The organism is Hansschlegelia quercus (assembly GCF_004310425.1).
GTDB classification, from domain to species: domain Bacteria; phylum Pseudomonadota; class Alphaproteobacteria; order Rhizobiales; family Methylopilaceae; genus Methylopila; species Methylopila quercus.
Window position 1 is genome coordinate 176,350 of the sequence record NZ_SIUB01000002.1, and the last position, 16,865, is coordinate 193,214.

The 16,865-nt window shown below is 67.0% G+C and carries 19 protein-coding genes; 7 read left to right on the forward strand and 12 right to left on the reverse strand.

The window, feature by feature from the left end:
* Positions 1-107: 107 nt before the first annotated feature.
* From rplI to rpsF, 4 genes are all read right to left on the reverse strand, one after another.
* Positions 108-722, reverse strand: a complete 615-nt coding sequence (gene rplI / locus EYR15_RS04880) for a 50S ribosomal protein L9 (RefSeq protein WP_131001784.1) — start codon at positions 720-722, stop codon at positions 108-110.
* Between the two features lie 39 nt (positions 723-761).
* Positions 762-1,724 (reverse strand): DUF2232 domain-containing protein, encoded by a 963-nt coding sequence (locus tag EYR15_RS04885; protein WP_131001785.1) that lies wholly within the window; start codon positions 1,722-1,724, stop codon positions 762-764.
* 255 nt (positions 1,725-1,979) lie between these two features.
* Positions 1,980-2,234: a 30S ribosomal protein S18 gene (rpsR, locus tag EYR15_RS04890; protein WP_131001786.1), complete on the reverse strand. Its 255-nt coding sequence runs from the start codon at positions 2,232-2,234 to the stop codon at positions 1,980-1,982.
* Complete coding sequence (gene rpsF / locus EYR15_RS04895; protein ID WP_131001787.1) at positions 2,234-2,698, reverse strand: 30S ribosomal protein S6; 465 nt, start codon at positions 2,696-2,698, stop codon at positions 2,234-2,236. Before rpsF ends, rpsR begins: the two co-directional genes overlap by 1 nt.
* A 319-nt stretch (positions 2,699-3,017) precedes the next feature.
* On the opposite strand from rpsF, the gene EYR15_RS04900 reads away from it, so the two are divergent.
* Both EYR15_RS04900 and EYR15_RS16955 read left to right on the forward strand, forming a co-directional pair.
* Positions 3,018-3,374, forward strand: coding sequence for a hypothetical protein (locus EYR15_RS04900; RefSeq protein ID WP_165455427.1), 357 nt, complete (start codon positions 3,018-3,020; stop codon positions 3,372-3,374).
* Between the two features lies 1 nt (position 3,375).
* On the forward strand, positions 3,376-3,546 hold the full coding sequence (locus EYR15_RS16955) for a hypothetical protein (protein WP_165455428.1): 171 nt from the start codon (positions 3,376-3,378) through the stop codon (positions 3,544-3,546).
* A 143-nt stretch (positions 3,547-3,689) separates the two neighbouring features.
* On the opposite strand, the gene EYR15_RS04905 is transcribed toward EYR15_RS16955, so the two are convergent.
* Both EYR15_RS04905 and erpA read right to left on the reverse strand, forming a co-directional pair.
* Positions 3,690-3,977, reverse strand: a complete 288-nt coding sequence (locus EYR15_RS04905; protein ID WP_131001789.1) for a GIY-YIG nuclease family protein — start codon at positions 3,975-3,977, stop codon at positions 3,690-3,692.
* A 141-nt stretch (positions 3,978-4,118) separates the two neighbouring features.
* The gene (erpA, locus tag EYR15_RS04910; protein ID WP_131001790.1) at positions 4,119-4,451 is read right to left on the reverse strand and encodes an iron-sulfur cluster insertion protein ErpA; all 333 of its coding nucleotides are present in this window, start codon (positions 4,449-4,451) and stop codon (positions 4,119-4,121) included.
* Positions 4,452-4,561: 110 nt separating this feature from the next.
* Between erpA and EYR15_RS04915 the strand changes: the two genes are divergently transcribed.
* The 3 genes from EYR15_RS04915 to EYR15_RS04925 all read left to right on the forward strand — a co-directional run bounded on the left by EYR15_RS04915 (position 4,562) and on the right by EYR15_RS04925 (position 8,811).
* On the forward strand, positions 4,562-5,722 hold the full coding sequence (locus tag EYR15_RS04915; RefSeq protein ID WP_382239046.1) for a deoxyguanosinetriphosphate triphosphohydrolase: 1,161 nt from the start codon (positions 4,562-4,564) through the stop codon (positions 5,720-5,722).
* Between the two features lie 36 nt (positions 5,723-5,758).
* A complete protein-coding gene (gene argS / locus EYR15_RS04920; protein WP_131001791.1) occupies positions 5,759-7,498 on the forward strand; it encodes an arginine--tRNA ligase in 1,740 nt (579 codons plus the stop codon).
* A gap of 83 nt (positions 7,499-7,581) precedes the next feature.
* Positions 7,582-8,811, forward strand: a complete 1,230-nt coding sequence (locus tag EYR15_RS04925; RefSeq protein WP_131001792.1) for an SPOR domain-containing protein — start codon at positions 7,582-7,584, stop codon at positions 8,809-8,811.
* Positions 8,812-9,041: 230 nt separating this feature from the next.
* On the opposite strand, the gene EYR15_RS04930 is transcribed toward EYR15_RS04925, so the two are convergent.
* The 3 genes from EYR15_RS04930 to EYR15_RS04940 form a co-directional block, all read right to left on the reverse strand.
* Complete coding sequence (locus EYR15_RS04930; protein ID WP_131001793.1) at positions 9,042-9,809, reverse strand: aspartyl/asparaginyl beta-hydroxylase domain-containing protein; 768 nt, start codon at positions 9,807-9,809, stop codon at positions 9,042-9,044.
* Between the two features lie 146 nt (positions 9,810-9,955).
* The gene (gene sseA, locus EYR15_RS04935) at positions 9,956-10,810 is read right to left on the reverse strand and encodes a 3-mercaptopyruvate sulfurtransferase (protein WP_131001794.1); all 855 of its coding nucleotides are present in this window, start codon (positions 10,808-10,810) and stop codon (positions 9,956-9,958) included.
* Positions 10,807-11,844, reverse strand: coding sequence for a cysteine synthase A (locus tag EYR15_RS04940; protein WP_131001795.1), 1,038 nt, complete (start codon positions 11,842-11,844; stop codon positions 10,807-10,809). The genes sseA and EYR15_RS04940 overlap by 4 nt, the downstream gene beginning before the upstream one ends.
* A 168-nt stretch (positions 11,845-12,012) precedes the next feature.
* Between EYR15_RS04940 and EYR15_RS04945 the strand changes: the two genes are divergently transcribed.
* Together EYR15_RS04945 and EYR15_RS04950 are read left to right on the forward strand one after the other, a co-directional pair.
* Positions 12,013-12,675, forward strand: a complete 663-nt coding sequence (locus EYR15_RS04945; RefSeq protein WP_245498154.1) for a ChrR family anti-sigma-E factor — start codon at positions 12,013-12,015, stop codon at positions 12,673-12,675.
* Positions 12,672-13,478: an SDR family NAD(P)-dependent oxidoreductase gene (locus tag EYR15_RS04950; protein WP_131001796.1), complete on the forward strand. Its 807-nt coding sequence runs from the start codon at positions 12,672-12,674 to the stop codon at positions 13,476-13,478. The genes EYR15_RS04945 and EYR15_RS04950 overlap by 4 nt, the downstream gene beginning before the upstream one ends.
* Before the next feature lie 9 nt (positions 13,479-13,487).
* Here the strand turns inward: EYR15_RS04950 and EYR15_RS04955 are convergent, their stop codons facing one another.
* The 3 genes from EYR15_RS04955 to EYR15_RS04965 are packed head-to-tail and all read right to left on the reverse strand — an operon-like array spanning position 13,488 to position 16,845.
* Positions 13,488-14,735 (reverse strand): SAM-dependent methyltransferase, encoded by a 1,248-nt coding sequence (locus EYR15_RS04955; protein WP_131001797.1) that lies wholly within the window; start codon positions 14,733-14,735, stop codon positions 13,488-13,490.
* Positions 14,732-15,511, reverse strand: coding sequence for a DUF1365 domain-containing protein (locus EYR15_RS04960; protein WP_131002386.1), 780 nt, complete (start codon positions 15,509-15,511; stop codon positions 14,732-14,734). Before EYR15_RS04960 ends, EYR15_RS04955 begins: the two co-directional genes overlap by 4 nt.
* Positions 15,512-15,552: 41 nt before the next feature.
* A complete protein-coding gene (locus EYR15_RS04965) occupies positions 15,553-16,845 on the reverse strand; it encodes an NAD(P)/FAD-dependent oxidoreductase (RefSeq protein ID WP_131001798.1) in 1,293 nt (430 codons plus the stop codon).
* Positions 16,846-16,865 lie beyond the last annotated feature (20 nt).

A 16,865-nucleotide genomic window follows, 5' to 3' on the forward strand; every position in this document is an offset into this window, starting at 1 on the left:
ACGCCCCGCCGAATCGCTTGACCGTCACTCTGCATCATCGCCGCAGATGCGAGAACGCCCGGCGCGATGGCCGGGCGTTCGCCGTGCATGAAGGAGGCGGGGAGGGGTCAGCCCTCTTCCGACTCGCCTTCGTCCGAACCCTGCTCGTCGTCGCGGTCGAAGCGGCCGCCGCCACGACGGCCGCCGCGGTCGTCGTCGTCCTCGGAGAAGGTCTCGAAGGCCGGACCTTCCTCGCGCTGGGTCAGGTCCTCGCCCTGCGCCTGGCGCTCGGCCTCGGCCTCGGAGCGGGCGACGTTGACGGTCACGGAGACCTCGACTTCCGGGTGCAGCCGGATCGGCAGCTCGTGCAGGCCGATCGTCTTGATCGGCGCGTTCAGCACGACCTGGTTGCGGCCGACGCTCAGGCCGTCCTTGGTCAGCGCTTCGGCGATGTCGCGGGTCGACACCGAGCCGTAGAGCTGGCCGGTCTCGCCGGCCTGACGGACGAGCACGAGCACCTTGCCGTTGACCTTCTCGCCGACCTTCTCGGCCTCCTGGCGAGCCTCGAGGTTGCGGGCTTCGAGCTGGGCGCGCTGGCCCTCGAACTTCTGGCGGTTGCCGGAATTGGCGCGAAGCGCCTTGTTGTTCGGCAGCAGGAAGTTGCGGGCGTAGCCGTCCTTGACGCGGACCTCGTCGCCCATCTGGCCGAGCTTGGCGATGCGTTCGAGCAGGATCACTTGCATGGGTTCAGTCTCCGTTCGGTTCGTCTGATTTCGTTTCGATCAGGGCAGGTTGGCGGGCGCCGTCGGCGGGGCCGAGGGCGGCGGCCCGAAGCGTCGCTTCAGGCCGAAGAAGTGGTCGGCGAGGCCGAGCAGCGCGAGCACGATCATCAGCCAGGGCTGAAGCAGCAGCACGGCGTAGAAGCCGAACAGTACGAGAGGGCGGAACGGCGAGCGCCGCGTCCAGAGGTGGACAACGGTCAGGCCGAGCAGCGCGAAGGCGACGAGAAGCGTGCCGGCGAACAGCTCGGCCACCAGGCCGGCGAGCCCCGGCAGGAAGGACAGGGCTGTCGCGCCCAGAAGGGCGAGCGAGGCGGAGCGCGGAAATTCGAGTTCCGGCAGATAAGGCCACGGTCGCGCGAGCCTGCCCGACGAGCGGGTGATGCGCCCGGCGAGCCAGAGGTTGAAGATCGACGCCAGCGTCCAGAAGCTCGCGGCCATGCTGGGCGCAAGCGTCGTCATCAGCTCGATCAGCGCCTTCGGGTCGGTCCCGGGAGTCTCCACCGCATTAGCGCCGACGAACGCCCGCTCGAACAGGGCCCGAAGCGACGCGCGGTACTCTTCCAGATTGCTCGCGACGAGCGGGATGGTGGCGGCGACGAGAGCAGCGCCGAGCACGGCGCACCAGATCACCAGCCGGCCGACCGGGTACCATTCCGAGACGCCGCCGTCGGGGCCGGGCCGCGCGAGCAGCGCGAGATAAGCCAGCCACCAGGACGGCAATCCGACGGCGATGACGAAATAAAGCCCGGTCTTGGGGCCGACCAGCAACAGGAGAAAGGCCGCGCCGACGACGGTCGCGACGAGGCCTGCCGTGTGACGCCAGCCGACGGCCGCGAGCAGGACGGGGAGCGGCGCGACGTAGAGGAGCGCGAGGGCGAAGGGCGAGCCGGAGGCCGCGGCCGCATAGAGCAGCGCGGAGGCGAGCCCCGCGCCGGCGCCGATCAGAGAGGGCACGCCGAGCATAAAGTTTCGTCCTGCTGTCCCGCGGGGTCGCCACGGTTAGAGCCCGAATGGCTCAACGACGCCGGGTCAGCCGGCGCCTTGGAAAACAGGCTTCCGCGCCAAAGGCGCGGAAGCCAAAATCGTCATTCCGGACAAGCGGCGGAGCCGCGCAGATCCGGGATCGTCGTCAGAACGCGCTCAATTCTGAGCACGATCCCGGCTCTACGCTACGCTGCGGCCGGGATGACTTTCCGCGGGTTCATTGCCCGCAAAAAGTCACTTGATGACGTAAGGCAGCAGGCCGAGGAAGCGCGAACGCTTGATCGCCTTGGCGAGCTCGCGCTGCTTCTTGGCGGAGACCGCCGTGATGCGCGACGGCACGATCTTGCCGCGCTCGGAAATGTAGCGCTGCAGCAGACGCACGTCCTTGTAGTCGATCTTCGGCGCGTTGGCGCCCGAGAACGGGCAGGTCTTGCGACGGCGGAAGAACGGACGGCGCTGGCCGCCGGTCGCGCTGGTGATCTCGGCCATCAGTTCGCCTCCACGCTGGACTCGTCGCGACGCGGACGATCCTCGCGGTCGCGCCGGAAGCCGCCGCCGCCTTCACGGCCGCCACGGTCGCCGCCGCGGAAGCCGCCGCCGCCGCGGGGACGGTCGTCACGGTCGTCGCGGTCACGGCGCTGAAGCATCGCGGAGGGCTGCTCCTCGTGCTCTTCGACCTTGATGGTCATGAAGCGCAGGACGTCTTCGGAAATGCCCATCTGGCGCTCCATCTCGGCGACGGCCGCGGCCGGCGCGTCGATGTTGAGGAGCGTGTAATGGGCCTTGCGGTTCTTGTTGATGCGGTAGGCGAGAGGTTTGACGCCCCAGTGCTCGGTCTTGGCGACCGAGCCGCCCTGGGCTTCCAGGACCTGCTTGTACTGGGCGGTCATCTCTTCGACCTGCTGCGACGTCACGTCCTGGCGCGCCAGGAAGACGTGTTCGTAAAGCGGCATGTGGATCGGGACCTTCAAGTCTGATGTGAACGAGCCGTCCGGCGCGAAGCCCTCCGAGCCCGAAAGGCCCGAACGAATTCTCGAAGGCGGAGACACGGGAGGACGGATTCTTCATCCTGACCGGGCGAGCCCGATCCCTCCGTTCAGCCCCCAGCCGAACGACAGCGAAGCGCGGCGTATAGAGGAAGAGGGGAGTCGAAGCAAGGCAGCCGTGATCCCGCTGCCCGCGGTCGCTCACGCGCCCACTTCCAGCCACATGGCTTAACGATTGCTTAGTCATGTTCCGGACGACGAGGTCGTCCCAAAAGGGGACATGCATATGGAAGAACGCCGCATCAATCCGCGAAACAAAACGTATCTCGGCGCCGAGATCGTCTTCAACGGTCGGTACTCGACGTTCGATTGCCTCGTCCGGAACAGGTCGCTGAGCGGAGCGACGCTCGAGATGGGCGAGACGCTCGGAACGCCCGGCGCGTTCGAGTTGACGCTTCACCGGGAAGGGACGCCTCGGGTCTGCCGGGTGGTCTGGCGCAGCCGCACCCAGCTCGGCGTGGCCCCTACGGATGAAAAGCCTGGAACGATCGTCCCGATCGAGGCGGCGCGGCGGATGAGGCAGCTCAGCCAGGAACGCGATATCCTACGCCGCCGGTTGGCCGACATGAACGAGCCCGCGTGAGATGGCGCGCTGGCTGCTGACCTTCGTCGTCAACCGCGTGCTCATCCTGGCGATCCTCGCGACGTTCCTCGCCGTCTATCCCGTCAACGGTTGTCGCTCGTCGAGCGATCTGCTCGGCGAGGTCAGGCAATCGGTGGACTGGATCACGACGGCGATGCGCGAGCTTCGGTGACGGGGCGCCGCCGTCATTCCGGGCCCATCCCGGAAGCAATCACCGCTGAGAAAATTTAGGAGGAGGCGCGACACGCGTGTGGTGCTTTTCTGCCGGCCGTCCCGGTGATGGATTCCGGGACAAGCCCGGAATGACGGCGGCGATCAGACGAGCGTAGGATAGAGGTCCGTCCAATACGGATTGGACTGCTCGATGATGTTGACCTTGTAGTCGCGCTTCCAGCCCTTGATCTGCTTTTCGCGCGTGATCGCAGAAAGCGGATCGTCGAAGGTCTCGAAGTAAACGAGCCGCGTCACGTCGTGACGGGAAGTGAAGCTCTTCAAAAGCTTCTCGCGGTGCTCATAGACTCGTCGGATCAGATCGTTAGTTACGCCCACGTAGAGCGTCCCATGTCGGCGGCTCGCTAGGATGTAAACGTAGTAGCCGTCCATACAACGCTCGTCATTCCGGGCTTGTCCCGGAATCCATCACCGTAGAGGAAGCAGAAATAAGCTGCCGCGGCTACGATTCTAGTCTTGCCTCGTCGCGGTGATGGATTCCGGGACAGGCCCGGAATGACGACCGCGCGCGCGTCAGATCGAAAAGCTCGTTCCGCAGCCGCAGGAGGCGGTCGCGTTCGGGTTGGTGATCTTGAACGAGGCGCCGATCAGTTCGTCGACGAAGTCGATCTGCGAGCCGGCGAGGAACGGCAGGGAGACCGGGTCGATCAGCACCTTCGCGCCGTCGCGGGCAATGACGAGGTCGTCGTCCTGCGCGCTGGTGTCGAAGCCGAAATCGTAGCTGAAGCCCGAGCAGCCGCCGCCCAGAACACTGACGCGCAGCATCGTCTCCGGCGCCTCGGACGCGAGGATCTCGCGGATGCGCTCCGCGGCGCGGTCCGTCACGAGGACTGTCTGTTCGGTCATGTTTCGACTTCGCTCCGGAGGGCGTTGCGTCCGCCGATGAACGAGAGGTAAGCACGCGCGCCCCCGTGGTCAACGCGGGCGCTTATCGAAGGGGTTGGCGCAGCTTGGACATCACGCGCTGGATCGTCCGTCCGCGGGCGCCTTGGGCGGCCGATCCCGGCATGAGCCGGGGCCGCGCCTTGCCGGAGGCGCCGAGCCCGACGCGCACCGACTTCCAGCGCGACCGCGACCGGGTGCTGCATTCCTCCGCATTCCGGCGGCTGCGGCACAAGACGCAGGTCTTCGTCTATCACGAGGGCGACCACTACCGGACGCGGCTGACGCATACGCTGGAGGTCGCGCAGATCGCGCGCTCGATCGCCCGCGCGCTCGGGCTCGACGAGGATCTGGCGGAGACCATCGCCCTCGCCCATGATCTCGGCCATGCGCCGTTCGGGCATGCCGGCGAACGGGCGCTCGACGCGCGGATGCGGGAGCATGGCGGCTTCGACCACAACGCCCAGTCGCTCCGCGTGCTCACCCGGCTGGAACGGCGCTACGCCGATTTCGACGGGCTGAACCTTACCTTCGAGACGCTCGAGGGGGTCGCCAAGCACAACGGCCCGCTGGTCGGCGCCTCGCCGTCCATGACCGAGGTGGCCGAACGCGCCGGCGTGCCGCTCGGCGGTCACGCCACGGCGGAGGCGCAGGCCGCCGCGATCGCCGACGACATCGCTTATGACGCGCACGACGTCGATGACGGCCTGCGAGCAAATCTGTTCGCGCTCGACGAACTTTGCGACGACCCGTTCCTCGCCGACATCCTCGCCGAGGTCGACGCCCGCCATCCCGGCCTCGACGAGGATCGGCGCGGGCCGGAGGTCGTGCGGCGCGTCATTACAAGGCTGGTCGAGAACGCGATCGCGGAGGGCGCGCGGCGGATCGACGCCGCAGATCCGCAAAGCGTCGAGGATGTGCGCTCGGCGGGCGAGGCGACGATCGCATTCTCAAGCGAGATGGCGGAGGCCGAGCGCGGCGTGAAGCGGCTGCTGAACGCGCGCATGTACCGCCACGCCCGGGTCGACCGCGTGATGGACGACGCGGCCGGGATCGTCACGGATTTGTTCGACCGCTATTTCGCCGACCCCTCGGCGCTTCCGCCGGAGTGGGAGCGGGAGGGCCGCGCGACCGGCCACGCCCGCGCGGTCGCGGACTTCATCGCGGGGATGACCGACCGCTACGCTCTGATGGAGCACCGCCGTCTGTTTGACGCGACCCCTGAATTGCGTTAGCCGCCGAGGCCTTCTCCAGCCCTTTTCGGGACGATCATGAACGTCTTCGCAGACTTCTCCGCGCGCCTGAGCTCGATCATGGAGCGGCTTGCGGCCGAAGGCGCGATCGCCCGAATGCCCGACCTGTCCCGCATGGTCGTCGAGCCCCCGCGCGACGCTAGCCACGGCGATCTCGCGACCAACGCGGCCATGGTCACGGCCAAGGAGCTCGGCGTGAAGCCGCGCGATCTCGGCGAGTTGATCGCGAAGGCGCTGGGCGCAGACCCCGACGTCGCCAGCGCCTCGGTCGCGGGCCCCGGCTTCGTCAACATGACGCTAACGGACGCCTTCTGGCTGAAGGAGCTGTCGCGCGCGATCGGGGAGGGCGCCGATTACGGCCGGCCGGCCAACAAGACGCCCGCGAAGGTCAATGTGGAATATGTCTCGGCGAACCCGACCGGGCCGATGCATGTCGGCCATTGCCGAGGCGCGGTGTTCGGGGACTCGCTCGCGAACCTCCTGGCCTTTGCCGGCGAAGAGGTCACACGCGAATACTACATCAACGACGCCGGCGCGCAGGTCGACGTGCTCGCCCGCTCGGTCTTCCTTCGCTACCGCGAGGCGCTCGGCGAGGACATCGGCGCCATTCCCGAGGGACTTTACCCCGGCGACTATCTGAAGCCCCTCGGCCAGGCGCTCGCCGACGCTCATGGCGAAAGGCTGAAGACGATGAGCGAGGCCGAGTGGCTGCCGCTCGTCCGGGAGGCCGCAATCGACGCGATGATGGCGATGATCCGCGACGACCTCGCGGCGCTCAACATCCGGCACGACGTGTTCTTCTCCGAGCGCACGCTGCACGGCGAGGGCGGGCTGATCGTCCAGGCGGTCGCGGACCTGAAAGCCCAAGGCCTCGTCTACGAGGGCGTGCTCGCGCCGCCGAAGGGCGAACTGCCGGACGATTGGGAGGAGCGCGAGCAGACGCTGTTCCGTGCGACCGAGTTCGGCGACGACGTCGACCGGCCGCTGATGAAGTCGGACGGCTCGTACACCTACTTCGCAGCCGACATCGCCTATTTCCGCTCGAAGTTCGGGCGCGGTTTCAAGGAGATGGTGTTCGTGCTCGGCGCCGACCACGGCGGCTACGTGAAGCGGCTGGAGGCCGTCGGCCGCGCGCTGTCGGGCGGGACCGCAAAGGTCTCGGTCGAGCTCTGCCAGCTCGTGCGGCTGTTCCGCGCGGGCGAGCCGGTGCGCATGTCGAAGCGGGCGGGGAGCTTCGTGACGCTGCGCGACGTGGTCGACGAGGTCGGCCGCGACGCCGTGCGGTTCATGATGCTGTTCCGCTCGAACGACGCGGTGCTCGACTTCGACTTCGCCAAAGTCACCGAGCAGTCGCGCGACAATCCCGTGTTCTACGTCCAGTACGCCCACGCAAGGATGCAGTCGATCCTGCGGAACGGCCGCGAGATCCTGGGCGAAGCGCCCGCAGCGCCCGATCTCTCGCGACTGACGGATCCCGGCGAGCTAGGTCTGATCCGCAAGCTCGCCGCATGGCCGCGGGCGGTGGAGCAGGCGGCGGCGGCGCGCGAGCCGCATCGCATCGCCTTCTTCCTGCACGAGCTCGCCAGCGAATTTCACGCGCACTGGAACAGGGGCAAGGATTCGCCGGATTTACGCTTCATTATGGAAAACAATCCATTGTCGTCGCATGATCGACTGGCCCTGGTGAGAGCCCTCAGCGTGGTTCTCGCCTCCGGCCTTGGTGTATTGGGGGTCGCGGCTCCCGACGAGATGCGGTGAAGCTGGCGTAGACGCCTGCCGATTTCACGCCGCTTCTCCGTCGAACGACGCGCGGAGAGTGGTGTGTTATGCAGAGTCAGGCCATGAAACGCAGCGGCGGGCAGCAGAGCGGCTACGACGACGCCTATGATTACCAGGCGCCGCAAGGCCATCCCTATGACGCCGACGCTCACCAGTACTGGCTCGATCAGCAGCGCTATGCCGCTGCGGTCGAGGAGCAGCAATACGATCCGCGGCTCTACGCGCCGAACCCCGACGAGCCCTACGCCTACGACGAGGACGGCAATCCGCTTTATTACGCGCCGGCTGAAGCCGAGCAGCGCCGCCCTCGCGGCATGCTCATGCTGGGCGCGGTGTTTGCGGTCGCGGTGCTCGGCGCCGGCGGCCTGTTCGCTTACAAGGCGCTCGGCGGCCGCGGTCTCGGCGGCGAGCCGCCGCTGATCAAGGCCGACGTCGAGCCGGTGAAGACCACGCCGGAGCCCGAGTCCGACGCCGGGCAGCGCAACAAGGCGGTCTATGACCGCGTCGACGACGCAAAGCGCCAATCCAAGGTGGTGACCCGCGAAGAGCAGCCGGTCGATCTGCCGGCGGCGCCGAGCGCGGCTCCGCGCGTAGACGGCTCCCGCACGATCCTGCCGGGCGGCGACAAGTCCACGGTCGCGACTGGCGGCGACGAGCCGCGTCGCGTCAAAACGATGACGATCCGTCCCGACGGGGCGGTCGCGGCTGCGCCGCAGTCTGCGCCGGCCGCTCCCGTGCAGACAGCCGAGAGCGACCCGATCGCCGAATTGGCCCGCACGGGGCAGGCCCCGGCGTCGAGCGAGTTCAATGAGGGCATCATGGCCGAAGGCGAACCCGCCCGGCCGGCCCCGCGCGCCGCTCAGGCAGCGACGCCGCGTCCCTCGTCTCAGGCCGCCGCGACCCGTCCTGCGCCGCAGCCGGCGCCTGCCGCGCAGGCTCCGGCCCGCCCGTCAACTCAGCCGGCTCCTGCCCAGCAGGTCGCCTCGGTAGCCCCGCGCGCTCCGGCGCCTGCCGCAACGACTCCCGCTCGCGCCACGCCCGGCGGCGCCTATGTCGTGCAGGTCACCTCGCAGCGCAGCGAGCAGGACGCCCGCGCGGCCTATTCCACGCTTCAGAAGAAATTCCCGAGCGTTCTCGGCTCCTACCAAGCGTCGATCCAGCCGGCGACTGTGCCCGACCGCGGCACCTACTACCGGGTCCGCGTCGGGCCGTTCAGCTCCAGCACCGACGCGTCCACGCTCTGCTCGAACCTCCGCTCCGCCGGCGGCGACTGCGTAGTTTCCCGCAACTGAGCCGATCGGTCATGAAGTGCTGATGATCCCCCGGCTGGTCCGGGGGATTTTCGTTTGCGGCGCCACTGCCGTCATTCCGGGCTTGTCCCCGAATGCATAACCGTGACGGCTCAGGCCTACGCGCAACGCCTGCCGATCGTCTGATCGCGCGGCGCTGATGGATTTCGGGAAAAGCCCGGAATGACGACAGAGTGTTTGAAGCGAGGGCGCCACTCGAAGCGCGCCGCTCCTCAGTGCCCGTCGATCCGGTTCTGCGCGCCCTGCCATGCCAGGAAGTTCTTGCGGGCTTCCTGCACGAAGGGCGAGCGGCGGACGGCGCCGAGGAAGGCGCGGCCGATCGCCTTGCCTGGCTGGCGCATCGGGCGCTCAAACTGGACGAGCAGGATCACGCGCGTCTCGTCGGTCTCGTTCCACACCTCGTGATAATAGGTGTCGTCGAAGACGACGGTCTTGCCGTCGTCCCAGTGCACCATGTCGTCATGCACCGCCATCCGGCAGGACGGGCGGTCTTTTGGCGTAAACAGGCCGAGATGGCAGGTGAGCAGCGTCTTGGTCACGCCGCGATGGCGCGGGATGCGTGCGCCCGGCGCAAGGATCGAGAAGAACGCGCTGTTGAGGCCCGGCACTCTCGAGACGAGCTTCGCGGTCTCCGGGCACTTCTCGCAATTGGCGTCGACCTTGTAGCCATAGCCGTAGAGGAAGAAGGACTTCCACTTGCGGTCGCCGCCGAGCCTTCCGTGATCGGGGGAGATATCGGCGAGCACCGGAATATCTTCGCCGTGCATCACGGAGGCCGCCTCGCGGCGGATCGTTTCCCAGTTGTTCTCGAGCTCCGCCGTCCAGGCGAACGTGCCGTGCGCGAATACCGGCGGATTGCCGACCAGCGAGGAGCGCGCGAGGATTTCATCCATCTTCGGGCGCAGCTTCTTGCCCGTGCGGTAGAGCCAGCCGCGCTTCGGCTTGGCCTTCTTCACTTCCGTCGCCGCAATGTCAGCCATCGTCCGTACCATTCCATGCGCCGCGGCCCCGACTCGCCGAGCGGGCCATCATACCCCGAGAAACGCAGTAGATAGCGGATGGCTCCATTCGCGTCATGCGCATGACGACAAGCGTGTTGCGCGCGACGCGTTCCGCCAAAAGCGGCTCAGTCCCTTTTCGCAGGACCTGTGGCGACCGGCCGGCCGCCGGCGCCCCATTCGGCCCAGGAGCCGTCATAGATTCCGTCCGCCTTCGCGCCCGCGCCTTCGAGCGCCAGCGCCACGATCGCGGCCGATACACCCGAGCCGCAGGTGGTGACGATCGGCTTCGACAGGTCGACGCCGGCCGCTTCAAAGGCCGCGCGAAGCTCCGCCTCCTCCTTCAGCTTGCCGTCGGCGCCGACGATCTCCTGGAAAGGCAGGTTGAGAGAGCCCGGCATGTGGCCGGAGGCGAGCCCTGGCCGCGGCTCCGGCGCCTCGCCGCGGAAACGCGCCGCGGGCCGGGCGTCGATGACCTGCGCCGACCCGGCGGCGAGGATCGCAGCCATGTCTTCGGCGTCTTTAACGGCCGCGGAGTCACGCCTGGCGGCAAACTGCGTGGGCGCGCGCGTCGAGGGGCCGGGTTCAGTCGGTCGTCCTTCGGCAAGCCATTTCGGAAGTCCGCCGTCGAGGACGAAGACGTCTCGAACGCCCATGGTGCGGAAGGTCCACCAGACGCGCGCTGCGGCGAACAGGCCCGCGCCGTCATAGGCGACGATCGTCGCGCCGTCGGCGATGCCGAGCGCGCCGACGGCCTGCGAAAAAGCGTCGGCCGAGGGCAGCATGTGGGGCAGGCCGGTCGATGTGTCGGCCACGACATTGATGTCGAAGAACGCCGCGCCCGGGATGTGGCGCTCGAGGAATTCCGCCGGGCCGTCGCGGTTGGCGTCCGGCAGATACCAGGAGCCGTCGACGGGCACGACATTGGGGTCGCCTAGGCGCTCGGCCAGCCATTCGGTCGAGACGAGGTTGGGATTGCTCATTCCATGACCTCCGCGAGGTTCACGCGGCCGTGCTTCTCGAGCCAGGCGGGGACGGGAAGACTTTTGGACCGCAGGAAGGACGGATCGAACAGCTTGGATTGGTAGCGCGTGCCGTAGTCGCAGAGGATCGTCACGATGGTGTGCCCGGGGCCCAACTCACGGGCGAGGCGGATGGCGCCGGCGACGTTCACGCCGGACGAGCCGCCGAGGCACAGGCCCTCATGCTCCAGCAGATCGAAGCAGATCTGGACGGATTCGGCGTCGGGGATCTGGTAGGCGAAGTCGACCGGCGCGTCCTCGAGGTTCGCGGTGATGCGGCCCTGCCCGATGCCTTCGGTGATCGACGACCCTTCGGCCTTGAGCTCTCCGGTCGTGTAGAAGCTGTAGAGCGCCGCTCCTGGCGGGTCGGCCAGCGCGATCTTCACGTCCTTGGACCGCTCCTTCAGCGCCATGGCAGTTCCGGCGAGAGTGCCGCCGGTGCCGACCGCGGAGACGAAGCCGTCGACCTTGCCGTCGAGGTCGTCCCAGATCTCGGGGCCGGTCGAGTCGATATGCGCCTGCCGGTTCGCGACATTGTCGAACTGGTTCGCCCAGATCGCGCCGGCGGGTTCCGATTTCGCGAGCGCCTCGGCGAGGCGGCCGGAGAGCTTCACATAGTTGTTCGGATCCTTGTACGGGACCGCCGGCACCTCGACGAGCTCCGCGCCCGCAAGGCGCAGCATCTGCTTCTTCTCGTCGGACTGGGTGTCCGGGATGACGATCACTGTGCGATAGCCGAGCGCGTTCGCGACAAGCGCGAGCCCGATTCCGGTGTTGCCGGCGGTGCCTTCCACGATGACGCCGCCGGGCTGCAGCGCGCCTCGCCTCACCGCGTCCTCGATGATCCAGAGCGCGGCGCGATCCTTCACGGATTGGCCGGGGTTCATGAATTCGGCCTTGCCGAGGATTTCGCAGCCCGTCATTTCGGAGGCGCGCTTCAAGCGGATGAGCGGCGTTCTGCCGATCGCTTCGACGAGGCCGCTTCGGATGCGCATGGGAGTTATCGGTCCGCAGGATTGGTCTTCGAGGGCTGGGCACGTTATGCGGCAAGTCGATAGAATGAAAGCCGCGGCGCGCCGGCGACTGCGCGTCGAACTGATCCACCATTGCGTCGCGCCCGTAGCGCCTCGTGGGAGCGGACGGCACGAAGGACTGCGCCTGTCTTGGCTGAGCAACATTCTACGGCGACGCTACCCAATGGTCGCCTGATCGATCCGCTGCTTGCCGGCTACGCCACGGGCTTGCTCGAGCCGTGCATGCACGCGCTGATCGAGTCGCACCTCATCCTTTCCGAAGAGAACCGCGATTTCGTGCGGGCGCTTGAAGATCGAGCGGCAGCCGAACTTGAAGGCATGCCGGTTCGGCCGATCGGCCACGCCGTGCGCGACCGCATCCTAGGCGCGATCTACGCCGACGGCTGGTACGGACACGCTCGGCCGGCGACCGACCCCGACTTGCCTCAGCCTCTGCTGAAGCTCGCTGGCGGGCCGATCGCCGCCCAGAAGTGGCGGTTCTACGGCTTCGGCGTGCGGGAGCGCACCGTGTTCGCCGACGACCAGGTGACGGCGCAGCTGATCAAGGTGAAGCCCGGCAGGGCGCTTCCCTCCCATACCCATGAAGGCGTGGAGGCGACGCTGGTGCTGCGTGGCGCCTATCGCGACGAGACCGGAGGTTACCGCCGCGGCGACGTGGCGGTCGCGGACGCCGCGATCGATCATCGGCCGGTCGCCGACCCGGAGACCGGATGCGTCTGCTTCTCGGTGACCGAAGGCAAGCTCAAGCTGACGGGCTCGATCGGGCGGCTGTTCAACGGCATGATGGGATGACGGGGTTCTCGGCGGCGACGGGCGTCAAGACCGCGTGGGTGACCGGCGCAAGTTCCGGCATCGGAGCTGCCCTGGCGCTGGAGCTGGCGTCAGAAGGCGTCTTGGTGGCCGCGACCGCCCGGAGCGGCGACAAGCTCTCCGCGCTCTCAGCTAAAGCGGCGACGCAGGGTGGCCGTATTGTCGCGTTTGAAGGCGACGTGACGGACGCCGATGGGGTCAAGACGATCGCAGCCCGAATCGAGGCCGAGCTCGGAGCGATTGACCTCGCCGTGCTGAACGCCGGCGTCTTCACGCCGGTGGCGGCCGCGCCGTTCGACCTCGATGCCGTCCGGACGACCTTCGACGTGAACCTCGGCGGCACGGCCGCATGCCTCGCCGCGATTCTGCCCGCGATGACGGCGAGGCGGTCGGGCCGGATCGTGGTGGTGGCGTCTGTAACCGGCTACGGCGGGCTGCCGAGTTCGGCCGCTTACGGCGCGACGAAGGCGGGGTTAATCAACCTCGCCGAGAGCCTGAAGTTCGACCTCGATCTTTGGGGCGTCTCGATCCAAATCGCCAATCCCGGTTTTGTGGACACCCCGACGACTGCACAGAACAAGTTCAAGATGCCGGCGCTGCTGAAGCCGGAGGACGCCGCGCGGCGGATCGTGAAGGGCATCGAGCGCGGCGGCTTCGAGATCACGTTTCCGAAGCGCTTCACTTACGTGCTGAAGGCGCTGCGGCTCCTGCCATACCCGGCTTATTTCTGGCTGATCAAGAAGGCCACCGGGTGGGACAAGAAGGCGGGTCCGGGGGCCAGTTGAGCAGGCGCCTCACGCCCGTGCGAACACGATCTGCCGGACGTCGATGTTCTTCGAGCGAAAGCCCGCTTCGCAGTAGGACAGGTAGTATTCCCACAGACGCTTGAAGCGTTCGTCGAAGCCCAGCGGTTCGATCGTCGGCCATGCGGCGAGGAAGCTGCGGCGCCACTGGCTGAGCGTCTCGGCATAGTCCAGGCCGAAGATGCGCTCGGCCGCGATCCTGAGGCCGGAGCTCTGAGCCAGACTCTGCAGCTTCGCCGGGGAGGGCAGCATGCCGCCGGGAAAGATGTAGTGCTGGATGAAGTCGACCTCGCGCTTGTAGGTCTCGAAGAAGCGGTCCTGGATGGTGATGACCTGCACCCCCGCCGCTCCGCCAGGCTTCAGGCGGTCGCGCATCTGGCCGAAGAAGGCCGGCCAGTATTCCTCCCCGACCGCCTCGAACATCTCGATCGAGGCGATGCGGTCATAGGTCCCACGCTCGTCGCGATAGTCCTCGAGCTTTAGCTCGACCTTGTCGGCAAGCCCCGCCTCGAAGATGCGCTTGCGGGCGAATTCGAGCTGGGACGGGCTGATGGTGAGGCCAGTGACGCGCGCGCCGACCTCCCTGGCCGCGAATTCCGCAAAGCCGCCCCAGCCGCAGCCGATCTCGAGCACATGCTCGCCGGCCTTGAGCTCGATCGCCTGCGCCAGCGCCTGATATTTGCGCCTCTGGCCGGCCGACAGATCGCCGTCCGTCCCCTCGAACAGCGCGGAGGAATAGGTCATCGAAGGGTCTAGCCACTCGGCGTAGAAGCTGTTGCCGAGGTCGTAATGCGCTTCGATGTTGCGGCGCGAACCGGTCTTGGTGTTGCGGTTCATCCAGTGACGGAAGGACTGGAGCGCGCGGTAGAGCGGCTTGGCCATGAGGTAGCCGTTGACCTCGTCGGCGTTCACGCAAAACAGCTCAAGGAAGGCCGGGAGCTCCGGGCTCGACCATTCGCGACGCAAATAGCCTTCCGCCACGCCGAGGTCGCCGTTCCTGAGGATGCGCCGGGCAAAATGGTGGTCGTGAATGACCATCGTCGCCTCCGGACCCTCGCCTGCGCCTTTGAAGACGAAGCTGCGGCCGTCGGGCACGCGGACGGTCAGCTGGCCCTTTGCCAGCCTTGCGCAGACCTGCAGTGCAAGCCGTACCTCGAGCGGCAGTCCACGCGCCGCCTCGGCGAGCGTCTCGCTGGTTAAAGGCGCCGTCTCGGGCGCACGGAGATCGACGCTCGTCATGAGCCGGATTTCCTATGGCTGAAGAGGCCGGGCGCATCGGCGCTCGTGGGGTCAGCCGGCGGACTCGGGTGGTCTGCCAGCCGCACGCCCTTCAGCCAGAGCCGAAGAGCTTCCCAGTGGATCGCAGCCGTCACTTTCAGCGTCATAAACGGAAGCTCGCCGCAAACACGAAGGAGCGCTCCGTCCGTCAGCGCGCGCCGATCGCCCCTGAAACTCGCTAGAAGTAACGGACCTTCCGCATCGCTTTCAAGGATCGATATCCGGACGCGTTCGTCCGGCGGCGCCAAACGGAATGCGTAGCGCATGCCCATGGCGATGAAGGGCGAGACGTAGAGCAGCTTGTCGCGCTGCTGCGCGATCGAGCCTCCGACGCGATCGTCCTCCAGAACCGGAGCGACATAGGAATGCCGCTCGCGGAAGGTGTTCGTCACCTCGTAGACGAGCGCCTTCAGCACGCCGTCCGCTCCATAGCACCAGTAGACGCTTAGGGGGTTGAAGACGTAGCCGAGGATCCGGGGATAGCAGAGCAGCAGCACCCTGCCGCCCGCGAGGTCCACGCTTTCTCGGGCCAGCAGGGTGCGGACGTAGGCCCCGAGCGGCGAGCCGTCGCCCGGGCCGTGATCGCTTTCCCGGAAGCTCGTGAGATTGAAACGGCCGACAGAGAACAGCCGCGACAGGCCGCCGGCCTCTTCAAGACGGTCGACGTCGATCAGCAGGGAGAAAACCTTGTAGGCGAATCGGTGGCGTTTCGGCTTGAGCCGGGAATGGCGCACCATCCCTGGATAAAGCGCGGCGGCGGCCGCAGGCGGCGCTGCGGTCACTCGGCCGCATCCATGAGCGGCTGCGTGCGCCACGGGATTTGGCCGCCGAGACGCTCCGCCACATCCAGTCCGGAGGACAGGCCGTCCTCGTGGAAACCATGACCGGTCCAGGCGCCGCAGAACCATGTTCGACGGCGGCCCTGCAGCGAAGGCACGCGACGCTGCGCGGCGAGCGCCGCGGCGTCATATTGAGGATGCGCGTAGGAAAAGCGGCGGAAAATTTTTGTGGGATCAGGCTCGAACGGCGGGTTGAGCGTGATGAACAGCGGATGCTCCGCATCGATGCCCTGCAGGACGTTCATCCAATAGGTGACGGCGACGTCGCGGCTTCCGGCCTTAGGGTCTTTCCGGGAGCCGAGATAATTCCAGGCCGACCACACGGCGCTGCGCTTCGGCATCAGCCTGACGTCGCGATGAAGGACGACGTCGTTCGAGCGGTAGCGGATGGCGGAGAGCACGTCGTGCTCTTCACTCGAAACGTCGACCAGCAGATCGAGCGCCTGGTCGGAATGGCAGGCCATCACGACTTCGTCGAACCGGTCACGGCCGCCTCTCTCGTCGATGATCACGACGCCGTCGTCGTCGCGGCGGATCGCGGCGACGCGCGTGCCGATCCGGAGGCCTTTCTCATAAGACTTCGCAAGCTTCTCGACATAGGCGCGACTTCCGCCTTTGACGGTGCGCCAGAGCGGCCGGTCGGGGTCGATCAGCTTATGGTTCGCGAAGAAGGACACGAAGCTTTCTGCCGGGAAATCCAGCACGTGCATCGCCGGCGTCGACCAGATCGCCGAGGCTATCGGCATCAGGTAGTCGTCGCGGAAGCGGCGGCTGAGGCCGTGGCGGTCCAGCCATGCGCCAAGGCTGAGGCCAGACAGCACGCCCGCCGCGAGGTCCATACGGCAGAGCTTGTTGAACCGCAGCACCTCTCGCAACATCCAGAGATAGGACAGCGCGACCATGTTCTTCCGCTGCGCGAACAATGTGCGGATGGTCTTGCCGGACCACTCGAATGCGCCTCCATCGAGCGACAGGCCGAAGCTCATATCGCTCGCCTGCGTCTCGACGCCGAGCTCGGCGAACAAGGCGGTCAGGTTCGGATAATTGAGCTCGTTGTAGACGATGAAGCCGGTATCGACCGCGATGGACGAGCCGTCATAGTCAATGTCGACCGTGTGCGAATGACCGCCGAGCCGCTGCTCGCTCTCGTAGACCACGACCTCGTGGTTCTTCGACAAAGCCCATGCCGCGCTCGCGCCCGAGATGCCGGCGCCGACGACCGCGATGCGCATCGATCGATTCTCCATGGAGC

Excerpts from the sequence above, each read along its gene's own strand:
- rplI (WP_131001784.1), bottom strand. The coding sequence starts at position 722 with ATGCAAGTGATCCTGCTCGAACGCATCGCCAAGCTCGGCCAGATGGGC.
- EYR15_RS04885 (WP_131001785.1), bottom strand. The coding sequence starts at position 1,724 with ATGCTCGGCGTGCCCTCTCTGATCGGCGCCGGCGCGGGGCTCGCCTCC.
- rpsR (WP_131001786.1), bottom strand. The coding sequence starts at position 2,234 with ATGGCCGAGATCACCAGCGCGACCGGCGGCCAGCGCCGTCCGTTCTTC.
- rpsF (WP_131001787.1), bottom strand. The coding sequence starts at position 2,698 with ATGCCGCTTTACGAACACGTCTTCCTGGCGCGCCAGGACGTGACGTCG.
- EYR15_RS04900 (WP_165455427.1), top strand. The coding sequence starts at position 3,018 with ATGGAAGAACGCCGCATCAATCCGCGAAACAAAACGTATCTCGGCGCC.
- EYR15_RS16955 (WP_165455428.1), top strand. The coding sequence starts at position 3,376 with ATGGCGCGCTGGCTGCTGACCTTCGTCGTCAACCGCGTGCTCATCCTG.
- EYR15_RS04905 (WP_131001789.1), bottom strand. The coding sequence starts at position 3,977 with ATGGACGGCTACTACGTTTACATCCTAGCGAGCCGCCGACATGGGACG.
- erpA (WP_131001790.1), bottom strand. The coding sequence starts at position 4,451 with ATGACCGAACAGACAGTCCTCGTGACGGACCGCGCCGCGGAGCGCATC.
- argS (WP_131001791.1), top strand. The coding sequence starts at position 5,759 with ATGAACGTCTTCGCAGACTTCTCCGCGCGCCTGAGCTCGATCATGGAG.
- EYR15_RS04925 (WP_131001792.1), top strand. The coding sequence starts at position 7,582 with ATGAAACGCAGCGGCGGGCAGCAGAGCGGCTACGACGACGCCTATGAT.
- EYR15_RS04930 (WP_131001793.1), bottom strand. The coding sequence starts at position 9,809 with ATGGCTGACATTGCGGCGACGGAAGTGAAGAAGGCCAAGCCGAAGCGC.
- sseA (WP_131001794.1), bottom strand. The coding sequence starts at position 10,810 with ATGAGCAATCCCAACCTCGTCTCGACCGAATGGCTGGCCGAGCGCCTA.
- EYR15_RS04940 (WP_131001795.1), bottom strand. The coding sequence starts at position 11,844 with ATGCGCATCCGAAGCGGCCTCGTCGAAGCGATCGGCAGAACGCCGCTC.
- EYR15_RS04950 (WP_131001796.1), top strand. The coding sequence starts at position 12,672 with ATGACGGGGTTCTCGGCGGCGACGGGCGTCAAGACCGCGTGGGTGACC.
- EYR15_RS04955 (WP_131001797.1), bottom strand. The coding sequence starts at position 14,735 with ATGACGAGCGTCGATCTCCGTGCGCCCGAGACGGCGCCTTTAACCAGC.
- EYR15_RS04960 (WP_131002386.1), bottom strand. The coding sequence starts at position 15,511 with ATGGTGCGCCATTCCCGGCTCAAGCCGAAACGCCACCGATTCGCCTAC.
- EYR15_RS04965 (WP_131001798.1), bottom strand. The coding sequence starts at position 16,845 with ATGCGCATCGCGGTCGTCGGCGCCGGCATCTCGGGCGCGAGCGCGGCA.